This is a genomic window from Ruegeria sp. C6, assembly GCF_056537625.1.
Genome location: NZ_JBQFRW010000001.1, coordinates 402,209 through 426,579, shown reverse-complemented (window position 1 = coordinate 426,579; position 24,371 = coordinate 402,209). Strand labels below are relative to the sequence as shown.

Sequence of the window (24,371 nt, the reverse complement as noted above, 5' to 3'; positions counted from 1 at the left end):
TGCATTGCAGCAACGGACGAGGCAATATCATGGCAATTACTCGATCAAACAGCGGGCTGGATGTCGTTTTCGAAGCTGGCCGCACGTTCTTTCATCAAAAAATAGACACGATGCGAAAGGCACAGGCCAATCGCAGGGTTTACCGCGCGACGTATTATGAGCTCTCGGTGCTATCTGACCGCGACTTAACAGATCTGGGTATTCCGCGCAGTAGCATCAAAAAACTTGCTATGGAGGCTGCGTATGGCTGCTAACACTCAAGCTGCTGGTGCAGATCGCGGTCACGTTATCGCCTTATCAATTAGCTTCTTGGGGTGGGTTGGATCCACTACAAATGCTGCCTTGAAGGCACTGCAAATGGCTCGGATGCTCTCCACGCTTTCGAGTATGAACGACCATCAGCTCGCTCAGATCGGAATTTCGCGATCCGATATCCCGGAATATGCCGCGAAATTGATGGCTGATTAATAGAGCGGAGGCCCTCAGGGCAGAAGCTCACACGAAATTTGCTGGTTCTCGCTCCTCCCAGAGTTAGCCAGCATAAGCGGCGGCGAAAAAGCCAACAGGGAGCGCCAACGCAAAGGGCCAGCATTTTCACCTCCTCCCGAAAATGCTGGCCCAAACCACCCTGCCAAGCAGGAGCCGCGAAAGATGAGAGGCAGGAGAACATCACGAGATCCGCTCGTCCGTCATCTCCGTTTTGGCGACAAAATTTACATTTGTGACCAATACATAAATTAGCTGTCCAGATGCGATGGGCTCGGTTTTGCGGAGCTGTAAACGGAAGTGGCAGCTTGAACTCCGCATAGAACGTTCCGGGTTAAGACAAAATCGCATATGGGCCGTGTTTTGCAGGCAAGTAAGGGGCCTTGCGGAGCTACGCGGTGTCTTTCATACATAAATGTGGAAGATCTAGGCAGCGACCGCTGTTAAAGCTGAACGACCGAGCCCCTGGGATTTGCAGTGCTTTGTTTAGAGATATGTTCGCAATGGCGGAAAAAAGAGGTTTCAGCACTACCCGGATAAGGTTAACTGCGGCGGCCAAACAGTCCCGCAGGTCGCCCGGAACATCATCTGCGTCAACTTGAAACTTGAGTGCGGGGGTTGCGGTTGATCCCCCAACCCGATGACGCGTGATCGAAATCAAAACGTGTGCTCATGCTATAACTGGGCATGGGCTATTTGCATCGCGATCTGCTCGTTGCTTGAGAGCCGAACCTGGGACAAAACGGTCAAGATTGAAATGAGTGCGGAAGCGAGCAAACTTAACCCTTTCTAGCCGACTTGACACTTCGGGTCCTTCATCTCTAAATTTACTACAAGTTTCCGCGCGACATGTTGAAAATTGGTGTGAGGCAAGAATTGAAACGCAAAATCCGAAACATGGAAGAATTTGCGGCCATCAGCGGGATCTCCCGACCTACCGTTTCAAAATACTTCAACGATCCAGAAAGCGTGCGTGTTTCCACAAGAGACAAGATCGAAGCAGCACTGGAAGAGTATGAGTATCATCCGAATGTATTCGCGATGAACCAAAACCGGCGCACGACCAAGAACATTGGAGTTGTAGTCCCCAATCTGGCTGACCCATTCTTTTCCGAGATCGGCAGACGCGTAGAGCTTGCGTGCATAGAGGCCGGCTACAGCCCGATTTTACTTAGTTCACACGGCAATCCTGAAATGGAGCGAGACAACCTTAATTCACTCAAATCCCTGAAACCTGCTGGCGTCTTATTGGCACCTTTTGGCAGGCTGTCAGACAAAGACGCCGTTAAAGCATTTGATGCCGAGATTCCAGTCGTCTTGTTTGATGCCAACATGCAAAATGTAGGACGAGCATTTGTTGGCACCGATCACTTTCAGAGCGTCAATTTGATGGTCGAGTACCTTTGCCGCAGCGGTGAACCTCCCTGTTTTTTCGAAATGAAAAAACCGCTCAACCCCAACGCCAATAAGCATAGGCAAGCCTATATCGAAAGTATGGAGCGGCACGGTCAGACACCGAATATATTTCAAGTGAACGGAGAAGGCTGGGACTTCGAAGAAATTGGGAAAGTCCAGGGTGGCCGGCTCTTGTCTGAGGGGGCATTCAAGACCAACACGATCCTATGTAGCAATGATCGCTTTGCCATCGGTCTTTTGTCAGCGGCTTATGGCCTTGGCTTTAAAGTTGGTCATGGTCCGGAATGCAATCTCCGGATTGCAGGCCACGACGATCACCCGTTTTCAAGGTTCACATGCCCCCCTCTGACAACGATCGCACAGGATTATGAAGGTATCGCGAATTGGTCGGTGTCCACATTGTTTGCATTGTTTGAAAAGGGAGAAGTCCCGCCGGAAAGACAGGAAAAACTGTTCGAGGGCCGTCTGATCATGCGGGAGTCGGCATAAGAAACCACTAATCTCGCAATCAGCCTAAAATTTACGCGCGTAAATTTATAATTGACTTCGCGTTGTGATTTTGACTAAGGTCGAAGTCATCATCCAACGAGGAGGAGAATTAGGATGTCATTCAAACAAGCTCTATATGCGGCGACGGCAATGACACTCGTCACTGCAAGTGGCGCACTAGCAGAGAATCTTGTCATCGCCACCGTGAACAATGGCGACATGATTCGCATGCAGGGGTTGACTCAGGACTTCACTGATAAGACTGGCCACACGGTCGAGTGGGTCACATTGGAAGAAAACGTATTGCGCCAGCGTGTCACCACGGACATCGCCGCCAAGGGTGGTTCTTTCGACATCATGACCATCGGCATGTACGAGACTCCGATCTGGGGTGCCAATGGATGGCTGGTCTCGCTTGACGACCTTTCAGCTGAGTATGACGCTGATGATATCCTGCCAGCCATGCGAGCCGGTCTGAGCCACGATGGTACCCTATATGCAGCGCCATTTTATGGCGAGAGTTCGATGATCATGTACCGCACCGACCTGATGGAGAAGGCCGGTCTGGAAATGCCTGAGGCACCAACCTGGCAATTCATTCGCGAAGCTGCCGCAGCAATGACCGACCGTGACAATGACATCAATGGTATCTGCCTGCGCGGAAAGGCGGGCTGGGGTGAAGGTGGTGCGTTTATCACCGTAACCGGCAACTCCTTCGGTGCGCGCTGGTTTGACGAAGACTGGAATGCCCAGTTCGATCAGCCAGAGTGGAAAGAGGCGCTGACCTTCTTTGTCGAAATGATGCAGGAATCCGGCCCGACGGGCTATGCGACCAACGGCTTCAATGAAAACCTGAACCTTTTCCAGCAGGGCAAGTGCGGCATGTGGATTGACGCCACCGTTGCGGCTTCGTTTGTGACCAATCCTGATGACTCAACTGTCGCCGACAAGGTTGGTTTCGCGCTAGCGCCGAATAGTGAAGGTGTCGACAGGAAAGCAAACTGGCTCTGGGCATGGGCGCTGGCAGTTCCTGCCGGAACTCAAAAGGAAGCCGCAGCAAAGGCATTCATCGAATGGGCAACGTCAAAAGACTATATTGAACTTGTCGCCGAAAACGAAGGTTGGGCTAACGTACCGCCGGGTGCACGAACATCGCTGTATGAAAACCCCAACTATCAGGCAGTTCCCTTTGCCCAGAAGACGCTGGACTCAATTCTAGCGGCAGACCCCACAAATCCGACGGTTAAGCCGGTTCCCTACGTTGGCGTCCAGTTTGTGGCAATTCCGGAATTTGCGGGCATCGCTACCGAAGTGAGCCAGGAGTTCTCGGCTGTCTATGCCGGTCAGCAAACCGTTGATGAGGCGCTCGCCAAAGCTCAGGCACTTACAAACGACGCTATGGAAGCAGCTGGCTACCGCTGAGCATTCCCTTGGTCTCGGGCAACACTCTTCTCCCAAGTGTTGCCCGAGACGCCATCAATTCTCAAAAACTTTGCACTGTTTAAGATAGCCTTATGGCAATCAACAGAGGAGGTATGCCCGATGGCTACTAAACACTCCCGATCAGCGGCGCGGCTTATGATGGCCCCAGCGGTCATCTTGCTCCTCGGCTGGATGCTCGTTCCATTGATCATGACGCTCATTTTCTCGTTCAAACAATACCTGCCGCTGCGTGGCGGAGACCTTGGGTGGGTCGGCTTCGAAAACTATGTTCGCTTTGTCAGCTCCAGCGCGTTCTGGCCGTCGGTGATCGCCACGTTGACCATCGTTGGCGGGGTCCTTTTGATCACAGTAATCTTTGGCGTATTGCTGGCAATATTGCTGAACCAGCCAATGTGGGGCCAAGGTGTCGTCCGCATTCTGGTCATCGCACCATTCTTTGTTATGCCGACGGTTTCAGCTTTGGTTTGGAAGAACATGTTCATGGACCCGGTAAACGGTCTGTTTGCCCATCTGTGGCGCTTTTTCGGGGCTGAGCCGATCGCGTGGCTGTCTGAGGCTTCACTGCCTTCAATCGTCATGATCGTTTCCTGGCAATGGTTGCCGTTCGCAACGCTTATCCTGTTGACGGCAATCCAGTCTCTGGACGGTGAACAATTGGAAGCAGCAGAAATGGATGGTGCTCCGCCGCTGAAGCGGTTTGGTTACATCACTCTGCCACATCTCAGCCGTGCGATTACGATCGTGGTTCTTATCCAGACGATCTTCCTGCTGGCAATCTTTGCAGAAATATTTGTCACGACCGGAGGCGCGTTTGGCACCCGTACTCTGACCTATCTGATTTTCCAACGTGTTCTTGAAAGTCAGAATGTTGGCCTCGGTTCCGCTGGTGGTGTCTATGCAATCATTCTCGCCAACATCGTTGCGATCTTCCTGATGCGCATCGTCGGCAAGAACCTGGACGCGTGAGGAGGAAAAGATGGCCCGCGCAGTAACTCAACAACGTAAGATCATCAACACAGCCGCCGCTTGGGGTGTTGGACTGCTGATCTTTTTTCCGATCCTCTGGACTGTCCTGACCAGCTTCAAAACCGAAGCTACCGCAATCTCAGACCCTCCGGTGTTCCTGGCATTTGACTGGACGCTTGAAAACTACTCTGCGGTGATGGAGCGGTCCAACTACGCCCGGTTCCTTTGGAACTCGATCATCATCGCCGGGGGTTCGACAATATTGGGTATCATCGTGGCGGTCCCCGCGGCCTGGTCGATGGCTTTCGTTCCTTCCAATCGCACCAAGGACATTCTCCTCTGGATGCTGTCCACTAAAATGCTACCGGCGGTTGGTGTTCTGTACCCGATCTACCTGATCTGCATCAAACTTGGCATCCTCGACAGCCGAGGCGCGCTTGTCATCATCCTCATGCTGATGAACCTGCCGATCATCGTCTGGATGCTGTACACATACTTCAAGGAAATCCCAGGTGAGATCCTTGAAGCGGCCCGAATGGACGGTGCGACGCTGAAAGAGGAAATCCTTCACGTTCTCACACCGATGGCAGTTCCCGGCATAGCTTCGACCTTGCTGCTGAACTTCATTCTGGCCTGGAACGAGGCGTTTTGGACACTGAACCTTACAGCAGCCAATGCGGCTCCGCTGACGGCGTTCATTGCTAGCTACTCCAGCCCCGAAGGCCTGTTCTTTGCCAAACTCAGTGCAGCATCAACCATGGCCATTGCGCCAATCCTCATCCTTGGCTGGTTCAGCCAGAAACAACTTGTCAGCGGCCTGACCTTCGGCGCCGTCAAATAAGGAACTTGACCAATGGGACAAATTAAACTCAACCAAGTGACCAAAAGCTTCGGCGACGTTCAAGTCATTCCGCCTCTGGACCTCACGATTGGAGACGGCGAGTTCACGGTTTTTGTTGGACCTTCGGGTTGCGGTAAATCCACACTGCTGCGCCTGATTGCGGGACTTGAAGACATCACTACGGGTCATATCGAAATTGATGGCTCGGATGCAACGGATGTGCCTCCTGCCAAGCGCGGTTTGGCAATGGTTTTCCAGTCTTACGCTCTGTACCCGCATATGTCGGTGCGCAAAAACATCGCGTTCCCGATGAAAATGGCAGGGATCGATGAAGATGAACAAAACCGCCGGATTGAAGGAGCCGCAAAGGCGCTAAACCTCACCGATTATCTGGATCGGCGTCCGGGGCAATTGTCGGGCGGTCAGCGTCAGCGCGTTGCTATTGGCCGGGCAATTGTTCGGGAACCGGCGGCATTCCTTTTCGACGAACCGCTGTCCAACCTCGACGCGGCCCTGCGTGTTGGTATGCGGCTTGAAATCAGTGAACTTCACGAACGGCTCAAGACGACAATGATCTACGTGACCCACGACCAGGTTGAAGCCATGACCATGGCGGACAAGATCGTCGTTTTGCGGGCTGGCGTGATCGAACAGGTGGGGTCACCGCTAGAGCTCTATCACAGTCCACGTAACGAATTTGTCGCGGGGTTCATAGGGTCTCCGAAAATGAACCTGATCTCAGGTGCTGAGGCCGAGAAAAACGGGGCAACCACAATCGGCATTCGTCCTGAACACACAGATGTCAGCATGACTGATGGAATGTGGAAAGGCGTCGTTGGTGTGGCGGAGCACCTGGGATCGGACACCTTCATTCACGTCCATGACACGGGTCTTGCTGACATGGTCACCGTGCGGATTACAGGTGACATTCAGGCCAAGCACGGCGACACGATCTACCTGACACCTCAAATGGACAAGTTGCACAAGTTCGACGCTCAAGGTCTAAGGATCGAATAATGCAACTGGCTGGAAAAACAGCCCTGATCACAGGTGCCGCCCGAGGAATCGGGCGGGCCTTTGCCGAAGCCTACGTCAGTGAAGGCGCTCGAGTCGCCATCGCCGACATCAATATTGATGGCGCTCGCCAAAGCGCTGCCGCACTTGGAGAAAATGCAATCGCGGTGGCTATGGATGTGACCGACCAGGCCAGCATCGACAACGCTGTGGGCAATACAATAGGGGAGTTCGGGCATATAGACATTCTGGTCAATAACGCAGCACTTTTCACAGCAGCCCCGATTGTTGAAATCGAACGCGCCGACTATCAGCGCGCTTTTGACATCAATGTAGCGGGTACTCTCTTTACGACGCAGGCCGTAGCGCGGTGCATGATTGAGCGCGGGAAAGGTGGCAAGATCATCAACATGGCAAGTCAAGCCGGACGGCGCGGTGAGCCGTTGGTTGCAGTCTATTGCGCGACAAAAGCGGCGGTCATCAGCCTGACTCAGTCGGCGGGTCTGAACCTGATCAAGCACGGCATAAACGTGAACGCGATTTCTCCGGGTGTCGTCGACGGCGAGCACTGGGACGGCGTGGATGCGTTCTTTGCCAAGTACGAAGACAAGGCACCCGGACAAAAGAAACAGGAAGTTGATGCCGCCGTGCCCTACGGACGCATGGGCACACCGGACGATTTGACCGGAATGGCTGTTTTTCTGGCAAGTGATGCGGCGAACTACATCGTCGCACAAACTTACAACGTGGATGGTGGGCAATGGATGAGCTGATCTCCCTATCGAATTCAACACTCGATCAACTGACCGTCGAACGCCCAAGATATGACCGTGCCGCATTGAAACCTGGCATTGTTCATGTAGGGGTCGGCAATTTTCACCGTGCGCATCAGGCTTGGTACCTGCATCGTTTGATGCAGCAAGGCAAAGCCAAAGATTGGGCAATCATCGGTGCTGGCGTACGCCCTTATGATGCGATTATGCGCGATAAATTGCTCGCCCAGAATTGCCTTACAACCTTGATCGAACTCGACCCGGAAAAAATCTCTGCCGAGGTCATAGGATCCATGATCGACTACTTGCCTATTGAAGATGACAATGGGGCGCTAGTTCGCATGATGTCGAATCCTACGATTCGCGTCGTAACTATGACGGTCACAGAAAGTGGGTACTACATCGATCCAGTCACCAAGGAGTTTGACTCCAACCACCCCGACGTTCTTCACGACGCTAAAAACCCGCTGAAACCCCGCACCGTATTTGGAGCCATGGTGGCTGCGCTTGGTCAGCGACGTGATGCAGGGCATATGCCTTTCACTGGGCTCAGCTGCGATAACCTGCAAGGTAACGGTGACGTCCTTCGGCAAACTGTCATTTCGTTGGCTCGAATGACCAACCCTGAACTTGCCGATTGGATCGACGCCAATGCGTCCTTTCCAAATTCGATGGTAGACTGCATCGCCCCCGCGACCGGTCCTAGCGAACTGGCACTCGCCATAGACTTTGGCATTGATGACGCCGCGGTCGTCACGCACGAAGCCTATCGTCAGTGGGTGATAGAAGACAGTTTCTGCGCAGGGCGCCCCGACTTGGACAATGTTGGCGCAATTTTCACTGACGATGTTCATGCGTTTGAAACTATGAAAATTCGCGTCCTCAATGCTGGGCATCAAGTTCTCGCAAATGCCGGAGAGATCCTGGGGCTTCAGACGATTTCCGAATGCATGAAGCACAGGCAGCTTTCGCAGTTTTTTGGCAAAGTTCAAAGAACCGAAATAGCACCAACAGTTGCACCCGTATCCGGAAAAAGCCCGGAAGAGTATATAAGCCTAATTGAAAGTAGGTTCTCAAATCCACGAATTGTGGACACAACCCGACGAGTGGCTTTCGACGGCTCGGCGCGCCATACGGGATTCGTTATGCCGATCATTCGAGACCAGCTAAAGGCAAGTCGCTCTATTGTCGGCCTAGCCCTCGTCGAAGCTCTTTGGGCCCGCATGTGTGCAGGCAAGCGCGAAGATGGTAGTGTGATCGAGGCTAACGATCCCGTTTGGGGCAAACTGTCTGAGGCCGCGCTTGCCGCGAAATCAAATCCGGTCGCCTGGCTCGAACAATCCTGGATTTATGGCGATTTACAGAACGCTAAGGAGTTCTCAGATGCGTTCTCTGAGTGGCTCAACCTTATTTGGAAGGATGGATGTGAAGCAGCCCTTATTGAGTACGTTGAAGAAGTGTGAGTCGGACCAGTCATTTTGTGGCGAATACTTTTGTTACAAGACAAAAGTCGATCGGGTAGCACTGTCAGCCGCTTGAGTTACAGATGTGTCTGAGCTGATATGAATTAGCTCATGCAAAGCACACATGCTTCAACCGCGAAGCCCAAAGTCGGGAGAATAACGTGAAACCAGAGCAATTGAGAATGGCCCGTCACGTGCTTGGGCTCTCTATGAAAGAATTTGCGGATTTGACGCGCGTTTCTCATATGACAGTGCATCGATTTGAAGCTGGAAAAAAAGGCGTAAACCACGCAATGATTGAAGCAATGCGCACCACGCTGGAGGATGAAGGCGTTCAATTTCTAAAACATGGCAGCACGTCTGACGGTATAGGCGTCGCCATCAAATCCAATTCAGCGTAAACGGGGCAGCCACTCTAACATGAAACCAGAAATCCTCAGACATCTCACTTACTCACTCGGTAAAGATGCCGAGCACGCGTCGATCTATGACTGGCGTATGGCGGTTTCGCTTACACTTCGCGATCGCATCGTTGACCCCTGGTTTGAAAGCACGCGCGAGACGTATCAGTCTGGTGCGAAACGCGTTTATTACCTATCGATGGAGTTTTTGATCGGCAGGCTGGTCGAAGACATGACTGCAAACCTAGGACTTACAGAAAAGGTCAGGCAGGCCCTTGAGGATCTTGGTCAGGATATTTCCGTCGTTTTTAACGACGAACCTGATGCCGCTTTGGGTAATGGCGGCCTTGGTCGGTTGGCGGCCTGTTTCATGGATTCCCTCGCCACCCTTGGAATACCTGCCTACGGCTATGGTATTCGCTATGAACATGGGTTGTTCGAGCAGAGCTTTGTCGATGGGCGGCAGGTTGAAGAAGCAGAAACCTGGCTGAACCAGCGATTTGCATGGGAATTCGTGCGTCCCGAGGCCTGCTATCGTATCTCATTTGGTGGCTATGTTAGCCATCATGACGGTCAAGCTGAATGGCATCCCGCTGACACCGTTCAGGCGCAGGCTTTTGACACGCCAGTGGTTGGATGGAAAGGCGCGTGGGGCAATACTCTGAGGCTATGGTCGGCCCGGCCAGAGAATGAGTTCGATCTGGAGAGCTTTAATCGGGGCGATTATCTGGCGGCCAGCCGGTCCGAGGCTCTGGCACGTACGATTTCGCGCGTTCTGTATCCGGACGATACGACCGATGCAGGCAAGGAACTGCGACTTAAGCAAGAATATTTCTTTACCGCCGCATCGATCATGGACTTGCTGCGCCGGTTCCTGAGCGATCATGGCGACATTCGCGAATTGCCGAATGCGGTAGCCATTCAGCTTAACGATACGCATCCGGCGATTGCGGGACCCGAACTGGTACGCCTTTTGGTTGATGAGCATGATTTGCCTCTGGACGAGGCGATTTCTCTCGCCCGCCGGTGCCTTGGATATACCAACCACACGCTGTTGCCAGAAGCACTGGAACGCTGGCACGAAGGGTTGCTAGGCCGCGTCCTTCCGCGACATTTGGAGATCATTCGGGCCATTGATGAGCAACAGCAGCAGGAGTTTCCCGGCAGCCCGCGTGTCCTAGAACACGGCGAAGTCCATATGGGCGAGCTGGCCTTTATCATGGCGCATAAAGTCAACGGCGTCTCAGCGTTGCATACTGATCTGGTAAAGGAAACAGTCTTTGCCGATCTGAACCGCATTCATCCGGCACGTATCATCAATCAAACCAATGGCATCACACCCCGCCGCTGGTTACACACCTGCAACCCTGTTCTGAGCGATCTGATCACTCGCGAAATCGGTGATGGTTGGGTTGCGGATTTGGAGCAGCTAAAACAGCTCAAGCACCGCGCCGGAGATCGCGGCTTCCTCAGCGACTTCAGCGCCGCAAAACGACACAACAAGGAAAAGTTGTCGAACTGGGTCGCTGCCAAATGTGGTGTCTCGGTTGATCCTGACGCGATCTTCGACGTCCAGATCAAGCGCATTCACGAATACAAGCGCCAGCTTATGAATATTCTGGAAACTGTCGCCCTGTGGAACGAGATGCGGGACAATCCAAGAGTCGAATGGACACCTCGGGTAAAGTTTTTTGGAGGCAAAGCTGCGCCGGGTTACCACGTTGCCAAGCAAATTGTGCGGCTGATCAACGATGTGGCAAAAGTCATCAACACCGATCCTGTCACGGGTAATCTTCTGAAGGTTGTTTATCCCGCCAACTACAACGTTACGATGGCTGAAAACCTGATCCCTGCCGCAGATTTGTCCGAGCAGATTTCGACCGCAGGGAAAGAAGCCTCAGGCACCGGAAACATGAAATTTGCACTAAACGGCGCGTTGACGATCGGCACGCTGGACGGCGCGAATGTCGAAATCCGCGAACATGTGGGGTCGGACAATTTTTTCCTGTTCGGCTTGACAGCACAGGAGGTCATGGAGCGTCGCAGGGTGCATGACTATGCGCGCGCCGCAATTGCAGACAGCCCACGGTTGGAGCGTGTATTGGGGCAGATTTTTGAGGGGCTGTTTTCGCCTGAGGAAGCGGGGCGCTATCACTCTCTGATCGGAACGCTATACGATCACGACTACTTTCTGGTCACCTGCGATTTCGACAGTTATTTCGATTCTCAGCGCCGCACCGACATTGCATATCGCAACAGTCAGAATTGGGCCGCGATGGCGCTGCAGAATACGGCCAGCATGGGATGGTTTTCGTCAGACCGTACAATCAGAGGATATGCCCGCGACATCTGGCAGGCGGATAGTGTTCTGATCAAACCCCTGGGCAAGTCAGCATGAGGAGCGACCTGATCCAAGCCGAGGATAGGGCTGCCATCGCTCAGGGCGAGCATGGTGACCCGTTCTCGGTCCTTGGGCTGCATGAAGTCGATGGACGGTTGGTGATCCGGTGCTTTCACCCCGAAGCGGACACGGTCGAGGTTGTGGATCAGAAAACCGGGCGGAAGCTCTGCGCGCTGTCGCGAGTCGACGCGGAAAGCGGTGTTTTTGTTGGTGCTGTCCCGCGTAGGAAAAAACGGTTCCCTTACCTGCTACGCCTAACACACCACAGCGATAGCTGGACAGAACAAGACCCATACGCGTTTGGCCCTGTTCTTGGCGAAATTGATGAATATCTCTTGGGAGAGGGTACACACGGTCAGTTGTGGCGCGCGCTTGGGGCGCATGTGACGTCGCACGAAGGCAGCATTGGCGTGCATTTCGCAGTCTGGGCACCAAACGCGAGGCGGGTGTCGGTTATCGGTGACTTCAACGGCTGGGATGGACGGCGAAACGTGATGCGGCGACGTGGTGCAACCGGCGTTCACGAGATTTTCATGCCTGGATTGGGCGACGGTACAGCATACAAGTTCGAAATCGTGGGGTCCGACGGACATCTGATGCCGGAAAAGGCCGACCCAGTCGGGTTTGGGTCTGAATTACCGCCCAAAACGGCCTCGGTCGTGCGCGATCTCGGGAAATTCGACTGGTCGGATGCTGATTGGATGGCTAATCGTGGTCAACACCAACGCGTGGATAAACCGATTTCCATCTACGAGGTACATCTGGAAAGTTGGCGGCGCGTTCCTGAGGCTGGCAACCGGTCGCTGGACTATCAGGAGCTTGCAACCGATCTTGTGGTTTATGCCAGCGACATGGGCTTCACCCATATCGAACTCACACCGATCTCGGAATATCCGTTCGGTGGGTCTTGGGGGTATCAGCCTGTCGGGCTGTTTGCGCCTACGGCGCGATTTGGAACACCTAATGATTTTCGGGCGCTAGTGGATGCTTGCCATCAGGCCGACATGGGCTTGATCATCGACTGGGTGCCAGGCCACTTCCCCTCCGATCCGCACGGGCTGGGTCAGTTCGATGGGTCTGCTTTGTACGAACATCTCGACCCGAAGGAAGGATATCACCCAGACTGGAACACGCTGGTCTACAACTACGGCCGGGCCGAAGTATCCAGCTATCTGATCGCGAACGCAAAATTTTGGATGGAAGAATACCATATCGATGGGCTTCGCGTCGATGCGGTGGCCTCGATGCTGTATCGCGATTATTCGCGGAAAGAGGGCGAATGGGTGCCAAACATCCATGGTGGGCGTGAAAACCTGGAGGCCATCGGCTTCCTGAGACAGATGAACGAAGCAGTTTATGCAGCGCATCCCGACGCGATGACAATTGCCGAAGAATCCACAGCATTCCCGGGTGTCTGCGCCAGGACATCGGAGGGCGGGCTGGGCTTTGGTTTCAAATGGAACATGGGGTGGATGAACGACACCTTGCGGTACATGGCCGAAAATCCTGTGAACCGGAAGTACCACCACGACAAAATGACATTCGGGTTGCACTATGCGTTTTCCGAGAACTTTTTGCTGCCCCTCAGTCATGATGAAGTCGTTCATGGCAAAGGGTCTTTGCTGGACAGAATGCCCGGTGATGATTGGCAGCGCTTAGCCAATCTGCGGGCCTACTACGGCTTCATGTGGGGTCATCCTGGCAAGAAGCTGTTGTTCATGGGGGGCGAGTTTGCGCAGGTTGCCGAATGGAACCACGAACAAAGTTTGGACTGGCACCTGTTGGAGCACCCCAGCCACGCAGGTGTCCAACGGTTGGTGCGCGATCTCAATATGCTCTATCGTGAGACGCCCGCTCTTTACCAACAAGACACGCGTGCGGAAGGGTTCCGTTGGATCGACGGCGGCAACGCCAGCGACTCGGTGTTCTCTTGGGTTCGCTATGGCACCGATGACGGCCCGCCGGTGTTGGTGGTCGCCAATTTCACCCCTGTAACCCGGACGGAATTCCGCGTTGGTGTGCCGGTCGCGGGCTATTGGGCAGAACGATTGAACACAGATTCCACATATTACGGCGGCAGCAATCAGGGCAACGGAGACGGGCTGAATTCCGAGCCAGTCGCAGCGCATGGCTGTGACCAGTCTGTTGTGATGACCGTTCCGCCACTTGCCACCGTTTTCTTTGAATTGAGGCACGAATAGACCGGAACCAATAGTGGGAGGACACCCGTTGAAACAAGATCGTCGCAGATTGGCCAACCAGACCATGGCCTATGTTCTTGCGGGTGGCAGGGGGAGCCGTCTGAAGGAAATGACCGATGTCCGCGCGAAACCAGCGGTCTATTTCGGCGGCAAAACGCGGATCGTAGACTTTGCTTTGTCCAACGCGGTGAACTCGGGTATCCGGCGGATCGGCGTTGCGACCCAATACAAGGCTCACAGCCTGATCCGGCACCTGCAACGGGGTTGGAGCTTTTTCCGGGCAGAGCGTAACGAGTCTCTGGACATCCTGCCCGCATCTCAACAGCTGGATGAGGATAACTGGTACAAAGGCACCGCAGATGCCGTTACCCAGAATATAAACATCTTGCGCGGCTATGGACCGAAATACATTTTGGTGCTGGCTGGCGATCATATTTACAAGCAGGATTACTCGCTGATGATTGAGCAGCATGTTCAATCCGGCGCGAAGGTGACGGTGGGCTGTATTGAGGTGCCGCGCGAAGAAGCCAAAGGCTTTGGTGTCATGGATGTCGACGAGACGGACAAAGTACTAAGCTTTGTTGAAAAGCCTGCGGATCCGCCCCCGATGCCCGGTCAGGCGGACATGTCACTGGCCAGCATGGGTATTTACGTGTTCGAGGCAGAATATCTCTATGACATCCTTGAAGCAGACGCGAATTCGGAGACATCCAGCCATGACTTTGGCAAGGACATCATCCCGACTATCGTAGCCGAAGGCGGCGCAATGGCGCACCCCTTCAGCCGGTCTTGTGTCATGTCTGGGCTTGAGGACAAACCCTATTGGCGCGATGTAGGCACGATTGACGCCTATTGGCAGGCCAATATCGACCTGACCGATTTCAAACCGGGTCTGGATATCTACGCCACAGACTGGCCTATCTGGACCTATTCCGAACTGACGCCGCCGGCGAAGTTCATTCACAACGAGGAAGGGCGCCGCGGCCAGGCTGTTTCGTCGATGGTGTCAGGCGGCTGTATTATCTCAGGCTCGTCACTGTATCAGTGCTTGCTGTTCACCGGGGTAAAAACACACTCCTTTTCGCAACTGGAAGGCGCTGTCGCCCTGCCATATTGCGAGGTCGGGCGTCGGGCTTACCTGAAGAACGTTGTGATTGATAGGGGTGTCAAAATTCCACCCGGTCTGATTGTTGGAGAAGACCCAAAACTTGACGCCAAACGGTTCAGACGCACAGAAGGCGGTGTCTGCCTTATTACCCAAGCGATGATCGACCAACTGGACATGTGATATGAAAGTACTGATGGCCGCCTCAGAATGCGCGCCGTTCATTAAGACTGGAGGACTGGCGGATGTGGTCGGCGCGCTGCCTGCTGCGCTGTCCGGTCATGGCATCGACTGTCGCATTCTGTTGCCGGCCTATCCGTCGTTGCAGCCTTTGCTCAGCGACGGGCGGCAGGTTGCCAAGTTCAGTGATCTGCCTGGCGGCTATGGACAGCTTGTTCTGGTCTCTGTCCAAGGTATTGACCTGCTCCTATTGGATGCTCCGCAATTGTTTGATCGTCCCGGCTTGCCTTACACGGATCCCGATGGCGCGGATTGGGCGGACAATCATCTGCGCTTTGGCGCGCTGGCACAGGCGTCGGCGCGGGTGGGTCTTGACGGTGTCGACGGTTGGCAGCCGGACATCATCCACGCACATGACTGGCAGGCCGCTCTGACCCCTGTTTATCTCAAACAATCCGGTCAAGACGCGCCCAAATCGGTTTTGACCATTCACAACATTGCCTTTCAGGGCCGGTTCGGCCCGCATGCCCTGTCAGATTTAGGACTGCGCGGTGACTGGTTTCATCCCGAAGCGCTGGAATTTCACGGTGATCTTGCGTTTCTGAAGGGTGGGTTGATGTTTGCAGACCGGATCACGACGGTCAGCCCTACCTATGCCCGGGAAATCCTCACGCCGCAGTATGGAATGGGTTTGGACGGCGTTCTACAGTCCAGAACAGCGATACTTAGCGGTATTCTGAATGGCATAGACACCGGCACATGGGACCCCTTGAGCGATCCAGCACTGGCCCGAGGTTACAATGCACGAAGCCTGGGGCGAAAGGCTGACAGCCGCGCAAGTATCGCAGACCGTGTTGGACTTGATCCCGATTCCAGGGGTCCGCTGTTCTGTGTCATCAGTCGGTTGACTGAGCAGAAAGGTCTGGATGTGCTGATTGACACCGTTCCGCACATCGTCGAACGCGGCGGCCAACTGGCTGTTTTGGGCTCTGGCGAAACTGCACTCGAACAGGCTTTTGTGGACGCCGGCCAGCGCTTTGCCGGTTCGGTAGGGGCCGTGATCGGATATGACGAGGCCTTTGCCCATCTGCTACAAGGCGGATCTGACGCCATTCTGATCCCGTCGCGGTTTGAACCTTGCGGTTTGACCCAGCTTTATGGGCTGCGATACGGTACTTTGCCCATCGTCGCGCGTACCGGGGGATTGGCTGACACGGTGATTGACGCAAATGTCGCAGCACTGAACGCCGAATGTGCGACCGGATTTGTGTTTGATAACGTTACGAAAACCGGCGTTGAGGCTGTGCTTGATCGTGTTTTTGGCTGCTTTGACGACAAGAAGACGTGGCAGATGATGCAACGCGCGGCGATGCGCCAAGCTGTTGGATGGGATCGGTCGGCGCGGGAGTATGCCGAATTGTACAAGAGTTTGTCTGTATGAAGGATGTTGGACCTACACAACTGATAATTCGACAAGGGAACCCATCGCGGCTCGGTGCTCATTTCGACGGTGAAGGCGTGAATTTTGCCCTGTTCTCCGAGCACGCATTGCGCGTCAATCTGTGTCTTTTCGCAGAGGATGGCCGAACCGAGCTCACCCGACTGGCTTTGCCCGAACGCAATGGAGCCATCTGGCATGGTTACGTGCCGGGCCTGAAACCCGGAGCACTTTATGGCTACCGCGTGGAAGGCCCTTTTGCACCCGAGCGGGGTCACAGGTTCAACGCCAACAAGCTGCTTTTGGACCCTTATACGCGCGAACTGCACGGAACCGTCACCCATGATCCGGCAATCCTGGGTTACCTGCCCAATTCTCCCTACGGTGATCTGTCTTTCAGTGAAGTCGACAGCGCGCCTTTTGTGCCCAAATCCGTCGTCTCTAGTCCTGACAGTTTCACCTCGGACGCGGTGACGCTGGGACGGCGTTGGAACGGCACTTTCATTTATGAGACGCATGTCAGAGGGGTGACCATGTTGCACCCTGACATTCCTGACCATGTGAAGGGCACCTATGAAGGGATGTCGTCACAGCCGGTTCTGGATCATCTGATGCGATTGGGTGTGACGGCTGTTGAAATCCTGCCTATCCACGCCTTCACCTCTGAAGGTGCGCTGCGCGCGCGATCCATGCGGAACTATTGGGGGTACAATACTCTGGGCTTCTTTGCGCCCGAACCGCGCTATTTCGGGCCATCCGGCGTGTTCGGGTTTCGCGCTATGGTCGAGCGGTTTCATGCCGCCGGTATCGAGGTCATACTGGATGTGGTCTACAACCACTCCGCCGAAAGTGACCATCTCGGCCCGACGCTTAGTTTTCGCGGGATCGACAACGCGTCTTATTACCTGCTGCTGGATGGCCAACCGCGCTACTATGTGAACGACACCGGCACCGGAAATACACTTCAGGTAAAGCACCCGTTTGTGCTTCGGATGGTGATGGACAGCCTGCGGTTCTGGGTGCAGAGCATGGGGGTCGACGGTTTCCGCTTTGACTTAGCAACGACTCTGGCGCGCGAGGCGCATGGGTTTGAAGCAAGCGGCGGGTTCCTGGATGCCTTGCGCCAGGACCCTGTACTAGCAGGTGCAAAACTGATTGCAGAGCCTTGGGATGTCGGTCCGGGAGGCTATCAACTGGGACGGTTCCCGCCCGAGTTTTCGGAATGGAATGACCGTTACCGAGACACGGTGCGCAAGTTCTGGCGCGGCGACAGCCATTCGGCGCAGGACATGGGCTCGGCTTTATTGGGGTCAGCGGAATTATTCGATACCAAGGGTCGTCAGGCCTGGTCTTCAGTAAACTTCGTGGCCTCTCACGACGGCTTCACGTTGGCAGATACGACCCGGTACCTGCAGCGCCATAATGCAGCCAATGGTGAAGACAATCGCGATGGCCATCACAGCAACTACAGCGACAATTTCGGCATGGAGGGAGCCTGCGACGATCCCGAAGTGAAAGCCGCGCGCCTCCAAAGGATGCGAAATTTCCTGGCCACTGTCTTCTTGTCACAAGGCACCCCTATGCTGTTGGCCGGTGACGAGGGCGGCAATTCTCAGAATGGCAACAACAACGCGTATTGCCAGGACAACCCAGTAAGTTGGATCGACTGGACCACACTTGACAGCGATTTGATCGCGTTTACCGCGGCACTGTCGCGTTTCCGGTGCAATCATCCCGTACTCAATCAAAATCGATTCCTGCATGGTGCCCAACGGACAGACGGATATCCGGATGTCGAGTGGCGTGCCATGGACGGATCGCCACTGAACTGGCGCGATCCGGGACTGTCCAGCCTTTGTCTGATCCTGCGCGGTTGCGCCGAATGCGTGGCGGGCGACACTATCTTCGATGTGGTGATGCTGGCCTTCAACCGGGAAAATGAGGCGCTGGAGTTGCGGTTGCCGTCCGGCGGAGACAGAGTCTGGCAGCGAGAAATTGACACGTCGGTTTCTCATCAGTCGGCCAGCAAGATCACGACTTCAACGACGATCATTCCGGCACACTCGGTAGCCGCCTTTGTCTTAGAAGAACGGTCAGTGGAATGATGGGCAGCGACGACAGACTGCGTCAACTAGCGCAGGATTGCGGCATCCATCTGGGGTACAACGCCTGGGATGGAACGCGTTTATCATCGGATCCACCGACCCTGAAGGCTCTGCTCCGCGCGATGGACATAGACGTAGATACGGACAGCGCCGTTTCCGAGGCCTTACGGGCGGGTCAGGCCGAACAGGCAGCACGAGCGTTACCTATTGAACAGGTCATTCTGGCCGAACTGCCGTTTGAATTGGCACTGTCTCAGCCCAGCGAATGGCATGTGCTGGATAACAAAGGACACGAGGTTCAGGCGGGGCGCGGAGAAACAAGCCTGACGCTTCAACCTCTGCCTGTTGGATATTTTACGTTGGTTGTGCATAGCCCTGGTCGCTGCGAAGAAGTGTTTCTGTTGAGCCGACCGATACATGCGCCGACAATCGCAGACCTGACAGGACGCACGAAGGGATGGGGTGTATCGGGCGCAGTGTACTCGTTGCGGTCCCGATCAAACGGCGGGTTGGGAAACTACGACGACCTGGGCCATGCGATGTCTGTCATGGGGCAATCGGGTGCGATGTATTTTGGCATTAATCCGGTCCATGCGCTGGGATGGGCGGTAGGTGACACCAAAAGCCCTTATTCGCCTAGTCACCGCGGGTTTCTGAATATCGATCACATTGCAACAGGCACCCGGCTTGCATCTGTTTCGGACCGGGCGTTGATCGATTACCCGGCTTTTCGCATAAAACACCGCCTCGCATTGGACGCGGAGTTTCAGCGATTTCAGCAAAGCGCTGCAGCGACGGAGCACAAAGAATTTCAGGCTTTTTGCCGCGCCGAAGGTCTGGAACTGGCCCGGTTCGCCACGTTTGAAAGCATCAGCGAAATGCATGGCGGCAACTTTCGCAATTGGCCTATCCATTTAAGCCAACCTGAAAGAACAAAACCGACGCCCCGGAACGAATTCCATGCGTGGCTGCAATGGAGGGCCTATACTCAGCTCGAGGTCGCGCAAGCGACCGCAATTCGGTCCGGGATGGCTTTAGGTCTTTTCTTGGACCTTGCGGTTGGAGCGCGTCCCGACGGTGCCGAAGTTTGGATGCACCAGGATCTGATTGCACGCGGCGTCTCAATCGGGGCACCGCCAGATCAGCTCAGTCCTGCTGGGCAATCCTGGACATTAGCGGCCTACGCACCAAATAAGTTGTCGAAAAACCGCTACGAACCCGTGCGGACACTGCTGAGAAAACTGATGTCCCAGGCTGGGATTGTCCGGATTGACCATGTTCTTGGCCTGATGCGCAGCTTCTGGGTACCTGAGGATGGCAGCCCGGGTGGGTATATCTCGCAACCGTTCGACGTGTTGCTTGCGGTGGTGGCCATAGAGGCCTGGTGCAATCACTGCTGCGTTGTGGGCGAGGATCTGGGATTGGTGCCCGCCGGGTTCCGCGAGCGCCTGAATGAGTCCGGTCTCTACAGCTACGCGGTTTGGCAATTTGAAGGGACACGAGATGGCGCATTGAGGTCGGCGCAGGATTTGCGCCCTTTCAGTATGGCTTGTTTCAGTACACATGATACGCCGACGATCCAAGGCTTCTGGCGCGGGCGCGATATCGAATGGTGGCGCACCATCGGTTGGCTGTCCCGGGACAGGGCGATGGCATTGCACGCCGCGCGGGCCGTCCAGCGGAATTCACTGCGCCGTCATTGCGCCATCCCGCCGGAAGCAAGTTTGGAAGATATCCGCGGCGCGGTGCATTCAGAGCTGGGAAAGAGCCCGGCGGAACTGGTGACGGTGCAACTGGACGACTTGTTGGGCAGCGAGCAGGCCCAGAACCTACCCGGAACAATTGACGAGCACCCCAATTGGAGGCGTCCGGCACGCGTGCCTGTAGAGGAACTAGCTGCCGTTCAAAGTCTGAAAGACGTACGTAATTCTATGGAACCGGCGCGGGTAGTCCCCGCCACCGTTCAACAGAAGGAAACTGATCCATGCCTTTCGTAGTGTTTCCCTGCACCCCCTTTGCGGGTCAGAAACCCGGCACCTCGGGACTGCGCAAAAAGACGCGGGTGTTTATGGAACCCGGATATCTGGAGAGCTATGTGCAGTCGATTTTCAATGCCATTGGCGGCGCGCAAGGCAAGACTTTTGTCATCGGTGGCGACGGCAGGTTTTTTAACGCCGAGACCATCCAGATCATCTTGCGCATGGCCGCAGCCAATGGCGCTGTTCGTGCGATTGTCGGACAGAATGGCCTGTTGTCAACGCCTGCCGCGTCCAATCTGATCCGCAAGCACGGGGCCGATGGCGGCTTTATTCTGTCCGCCAGTCACAACCCCGGCGGCATCGACGCCGATTTCGGGCTGAAATTCAACGGTGCCAATGGCGGCCCGGCCTCCGAGAGCCTGACGGAAGAATTCTTTGCCCAGTCACGGAGCATGACCGAGTATCGCTCGCTTGAGTCCGGGGACATCGATCTGGGAGGGGTCGGCGTTTCAAGGCTCGAAGATATGGGCGTGGAGATCGTCGATCCGGTGGCCGATTACACAGAACTGATGCGTGATATTTTCGATTTCGGCCGGATCAGAGATTTGCTGTCCGGCGGGTTCACCCTTCGTTTTGACGCAATGCATGCGGTCACGGGACCCTATGCGACCGCCATACTTGAAGATGAACTGGGTGCCCCAAAGGGATCAGTCCTGAACGCTGTGCCATCGGTCGATTTTGGCAAAGGGCATCCCGACCCAAACCCGATCTGGGCCAAACCGCTTGTCGATCTGGTCCTATCTCCTGGTGGTCCGGACTTTGCTGCCGCGTCAGATGGGGATGGGGATCGCAACATGATCTTAGGGAAAGGGATCTATGTCACCCCGTCCGACAGTCTCGCCGTGCTGGCCGCCAACGCCCACCTCGTCCCGGGCTACGGCAAGGGGCTCGCCGGGATCGCTAGATCGATGCCCACCAGCGCAGCGGTCGATCGTGTTGCCGAAAAGTTGGGACTAGATTGTTATGAAACGCCAACAGGTTGGAAGTTTTTCGGCAACTTGCTCGACGCGGGCTGCATCACGCTGTGCGGAGAGGAAAGTGCCGGTACTGGCTCGGATCACGTGCGCGAGAAGGACGGATTGTGGGCCGTTCTACTGTGGCTGAACATTCTTGCCGAACGTCGGGTCTCGGTCCGCGAAATCATGGAAGATCACTGGCGGACTTATGGCCGCAACTATTATTCGCGGCATGACTACGAGGCCGTTGACAACGCCAAAGCCGAGAAAATGATCGCCGATTTGACTGATCGGTTACCTGAACTTCCTGGCCGCAGCACCGGCAATCTTGTTGTCGCGACTGCGGACAATTTTTCCTACGAAGACCCGGTCGATGGTTCGATAAGCAAGAACCAAGGAGTGCGCATTACTTTCGAGAATGGCTGTCGAGGCGTGATCCGCCTTTCGGGTACAGGAACGGACGGTGCCACAGTTCGTATCTATTTGGAGCAGTTCACACCCGTTGGGGGCGATATGCATATGGATACCCAGTCAGCATTGCAAGAAATCACAGAAGCAATGGCTCGAATAACTAAAATCCCCGAAATCTGCGACCGCCAGACGCCAGACGTCATAACATAACAGCTACAAGGGTGCTGTCAGACTAAGTCCAACCAGTCTTAGTTTGACGCCAAATCCGCGAATTTACGTGGAACAATGCTGACGCCACTCAGCCAGAGCGGCGGAACAGGTCTGCTTGAAGATTACTCGGCTGCTAAATGATCTTTGCTGATTGAAGTAGTTGTAGACGGAAGAAAGGACGGAGGCGAATTTCTGTAAACTTCGCATAAGCTTGAATCGCTGCATGGCGCGTTAGCGTCGTCGGAAAGGAAGGTGTGAATTCTCGACGCGGTTGTTAAGCCACCTGCCCGTCATCTGCTTTTCCGTCGCATCGATATCTCTGGGCGCGGCTCGGCATGACGCGAAGCGATCCGTCATAATTTCATCCACTACACCGTGTCTCTTCATCAATTTCTTGAGGAATCTCAGTGCTGCAACTTTGTTTCGGCGTTTGGTAACAACGGCTCCCAACACCTCGCCTTTGTGATCCACGGTACTCCAAAGGTAATGCCGCCTTCCATTGATTTTCACAAAGACCTCATCTGAATGCCATTTCCATTTCGAGAATGCTCGCAATTACTGAACACGCTTTCTTCGGATCACTGACGCGAAAATTGGACCAAAACGGTTCCACCAATATCGGACAGTCTCGTGGCTCACGTTGATCCCGCGTTCGTGCAGAAGGTCTTCAACATTCCGAAGCGAAAGCGGAAAACGGATTTAAAGCATCACCATAAAGCGGATGATCTCGGAGCTGGTTTTGAAGTACTTGAGGAAGGCAGGTTTGGCCATGGCCAAAAGCTACGCAACCGTCCCGCCCCGCTCAAGCAAAGCTCTTCCGACAAGACTCTTCTCATCTGTTAACGATGGTAGCTCAAAGCCAGCCTACATAACTGAGCTTTACAGATCCCGAGTTGTGCAACAATACAGCCCTTAGCGAAGGCTATACCAGATTTCCATTCGGGCTGGCGACATAAGCTGTTTAAGCGAATAATTTGCTGTGACCAAGGCCTTAAACGGGCGTTTGTTTCAATTTTGGAAAGCGGTCTAAATGGCCTCGAACTTAGTATCAGGGCCAAGAGCTGGCGAAGCACTTAATTCAGAATATCGGCGGTTGCTCCTATTAAGTTCAGCACTTCGTACGTCTCACGATTTACTTCGTATACGTAATCTCCGGCTCTCACGTAATAACCTTTGCGCCTTAGTCCCCAGCGGCCGGGATCATCGATGCGAACGTACCCATTATAGATGTAATCGCCACGTCGATATTTCTTAGCCTGCCCAGGCGGCACACAAGGGATCGCCTTTTTCGCCAAGCCAGGTGGACAATGTCCGGCTTTGGATTTCACTAGGATTGGCGCAGTTGCACCAGCTCGGCTAACCTGCCCAACGCTATGGCTCCACAAGCTGTGATTTGCGTTCGTAGATGATGCGCCCTGCGCCAACAGGGCCACCGCCAATACTCCAACGGCTATGTTCATTCCCTGCATCCTTCTTAGCTGTGCGGTCTACATATGCCCTTGAACGGGCATTGGCGAGTTCATCAGCAATGAGTGGCTTTCCACTACGAAGGTAGATCAGCGCTTCCACAGTAGCTGAGTAATAAGCTTCTCATTTGAGCACGCACTTACGGCACCCCATCCGGCAGCTCTTAACCCGTCAATCAACCCATTCATTCCTTTGTCTTTATTTCGCGAACAACATTAACCGAACGTGAACAATGTATTCTCAGAGTGTTCAACCAAGCTAATGCATAGTGATCGGGTTGGATCGAACGAAAGGTGTATCGTTTGATCGCTGACAAGGGGAAACGCATGATCAAGTCTGCCTTTGTGACTGAAAAGTCCAGCACAACAGCTGCGATGCAAACCTCCGGCAAAATCGCCGAAGAACGTTTGTCAACCATGACCAAATCGAGCAGTGGTCGCTTCCCTCCTATCGAAAATGCATTAACACAGATCGTCAAAAACAAGCGGCTTTCCGAGGCACATAACAACGTCTGAAGGCAGTTCAGCAGACCCCCACACAATTCCCGATATCTGTCCAAAATATTG

The 24,371-nt window shown here is 54.4% G+C and carries 18 protein-coding genes and 1 pseudogene; 18 read left to right on the top strand and 1 reads right to left on the bottom strand.

The window, feature by feature from the left end; translation table 11 throughout:
- Positions 1-29 precede the first annotated feature (29 nt).
- The 17 genes from ACR0MJ_RS02095 (at position 30) to ACR0MJ_RS02015 (ending at position 22,338) form a co-directional block, all read left to right on the top strand.
- On the top strand, positions 30-254 hold the full coding sequence (locus tag ACR0MJ_RS02095) for a DUF1127 domain-containing protein (RefSeq protein WP_480758816.1): 225 nt from the start codon (positions 30-32) through the stop codon (positions 252-254).
- A complete protein-coding gene (locus ACR0MJ_RS02090; protein WP_170403620.1) occupies positions 244-468 on the top strand; it encodes a YjiS-like domain-containing protein in 225 nt (74 codons plus the stop codon). The genes ACR0MJ_RS02095 and ACR0MJ_RS02090 overlap by 11 nt, the downstream gene beginning before the upstream one ends.
- An 867-nt stretch (positions 469-1,335) precedes the next feature.
- Positions 1,336-2,391: a LacI family DNA-binding transcriptional regulator gene (locus ACR0MJ_RS02085; protein ID WP_170403623.1), complete on the top strand. Its 1,056-nt coding sequence runs from the start codon at positions 1,336-1,338 to the stop codon at positions 2,389-2,391.
- A 114-nt stretch (positions 2,392-2,505) separates the two neighbouring features.
- The gene (locus ACR0MJ_RS02080) at positions 2,506-3,813 is read left to right on the top strand and encodes an ABC transporter substrate-binding protein (RefSeq protein WP_170403626.1); all 1,308 of its coding nucleotides are present in this window, start codon (positions 2,506-2,508) and stop codon (positions 3,811-3,813) included.
- 120 nt (positions 3,814-3,933) lie between these two features.
- Positions 3,934-4,800 carry a carbohydrate ABC transporter permease gene (locus ACR0MJ_RS02075; protein WP_170403629.1) on the top strand — a complete coding sequence of 289 codons (867 nt, stop codon included), beginning with the start codon at positions 3,934-3,936 and terminating at the stop codon, positions 4,798-4,800.
- A 10-nt stretch (positions 4,801-4,810) separates the two neighbouring features.
- Positions 4,811-5,641, top strand: coding sequence for a carbohydrate ABC transporter permease (locus ACR0MJ_RS02070; RefSeq protein WP_480758806.1), 831 nt, complete (start codon positions 4,811-4,813; stop codon positions 5,639-5,641).
- 12 nt (positions 5,642-5,653) lie between these two features.
- Entirely contained in the window at positions 5,654-6,658 is a 1,005-nt protein-coding gene (locus ACR0MJ_RS02065) for an ABC transporter ATP-binding protein (protein WP_170383437.1), read from the top strand.
- Complete coding sequence (locus ACR0MJ_RS02060) at positions 6,655-7,428, top strand: L-iditol 2-dehydrogenase (protein ID WP_480760266.1); 774 nt, start codon at positions 6,655-6,657, stop codon at positions 7,426-7,428. The genes ACR0MJ_RS02065 and ACR0MJ_RS02060 overlap by 4 nt, the downstream gene beginning before the upstream one ends.
- Positions 7,416-8,891: a mannitol dehydrogenase family protein gene (locus ACR0MJ_RS02055; RefSeq protein WP_170511700.1), complete on the top strand. Its 1,476-nt coding sequence runs from the start codon at positions 7,416-7,418 to the stop codon at positions 8,889-8,891. Before ACR0MJ_RS02060 ends, ACR0MJ_RS02055 begins: the two co-directional genes overlap by 13 nt.
- Positions 8,892-9,052: 161 nt before the next feature.
- Positions 9,053-9,292 carry a helix-turn-helix domain-containing protein gene (locus ACR0MJ_RS02050; RefSeq protein WP_170403641.1) on the top strand — a complete coding sequence of 80 codons (240 nt, stop codon included), beginning with the start codon at positions 9,053-9,055 and terminating at the stop codon, positions 9,290-9,292.
- Between the two features lie 19 nt (positions 9,293-9,311).
- Positions 9,312-11,690, top strand: coding sequence for a glycogen/starch/alpha-glucan phosphorylase (locus tag ACR0MJ_RS02045; protein ID WP_480758797.1), 2,379 nt, complete (start codon positions 9,312-9,314; stop codon positions 11,688-11,690).
- The gene (gene glgB / locus ACR0MJ_RS02040; RefSeq protein ID WP_480758794.1) at positions 11,687-13,894 is read left to right on the top strand and encodes a 1,4-alpha-glucan branching protein GlgB; all 2,208 of its coding nucleotides are present in this window, start codon (positions 11,687-11,689) and stop codon (positions 13,892-13,894) included. Before ACR0MJ_RS02045 ends, glgB begins: the two co-directional genes overlap by 4 nt.
- A 28-nt stretch (positions 13,895-13,922) precedes the next feature.
- Positions 13,923-15,182 carry a glucose-1-phosphate adenylyltransferase gene (gene glgC / locus ACR0MJ_RS02035; RefSeq protein ID WP_170403649.1) on the top strand — a complete coding sequence of 420 codons (1,260 nt, stop codon included), beginning with the start codon at positions 13,923-13,925 and terminating at the stop codon, positions 15,180-15,182.
- Between the two features lies 1 nt (position 15,183).
- Positions 15,184-16,620 carry a glycogen synthase GlgA gene (gene glgA, locus ACR0MJ_RS02030; RefSeq protein WP_170403653.1) on the top strand — a complete coding sequence of 479 codons (1,437 nt, stop codon included), beginning with the start codon at positions 15,184-15,186 and terminating at the stop codon, positions 16,618-16,620.
- Positions 16,617-18,722, top strand: coding sequence for a glycogen debranching protein GlgX (gene glgX, locus ACR0MJ_RS02025; protein ID WP_170734652.1), 2,106 nt, complete (start codon positions 16,617-16,619; stop codon positions 18,720-18,722). Before glgA ends, glgX begins: the two co-directional genes overlap by 4 nt.
- On the top strand, positions 18,719-20,719 hold the full coding sequence (gene malQ, locus ACR0MJ_RS02020; protein ID WP_480758789.1) for a 4-alpha-glucanotransferase: 2,001 nt from the start codon (positions 18,719-18,721) through the stop codon (positions 20,717-20,719). The genes glgX and malQ overlap by 4 nt, the downstream gene beginning before the upstream one ends.
- On the top strand, positions 20,707-22,338 hold the full coding sequence (locus ACR0MJ_RS02015) for an alpha-D-glucose phosphate-specific phosphoglucomutase (RefSeq protein WP_480758786.1): 1,632 nt from the start codon (positions 20,707-20,709) through the stop codon (positions 22,336-22,338). The genes malQ and ACR0MJ_RS02015 overlap by 13 nt, the downstream gene beginning before the upstream one ends.
- A gap of 63 nt (positions 22,339-22,401) precedes the next feature.
- Here ACR0MJ_RS02015 and ACR0MJ_RS02010 read toward each other — a convergent pair.
- Positions 22,402-23,109 (bottom strand): annotated as a pseudogene (locus tag ACR0MJ_RS02010) (IS6 family transposase).
- Positions 23,110-24,131: 1,022 nt separating this feature from the next.
- On the opposite strand from ACR0MJ_RS02010, the gene ACR0MJ_RS02005 reads away from it, so the two are divergent.
- Positions 24,132-24,320 carry a hypothetical protein gene (locus ACR0MJ_RS02005; RefSeq protein ID WP_480758784.1) on the top strand — a complete coding sequence of 63 codons (189 nt, stop codon included), beginning with the start codon at positions 24,132-24,134 and terminating at the stop codon, positions 24,318-24,320.
- The last annotated feature ends 51 nt before the right edge of the window (positions 24,321-24,371 follow it).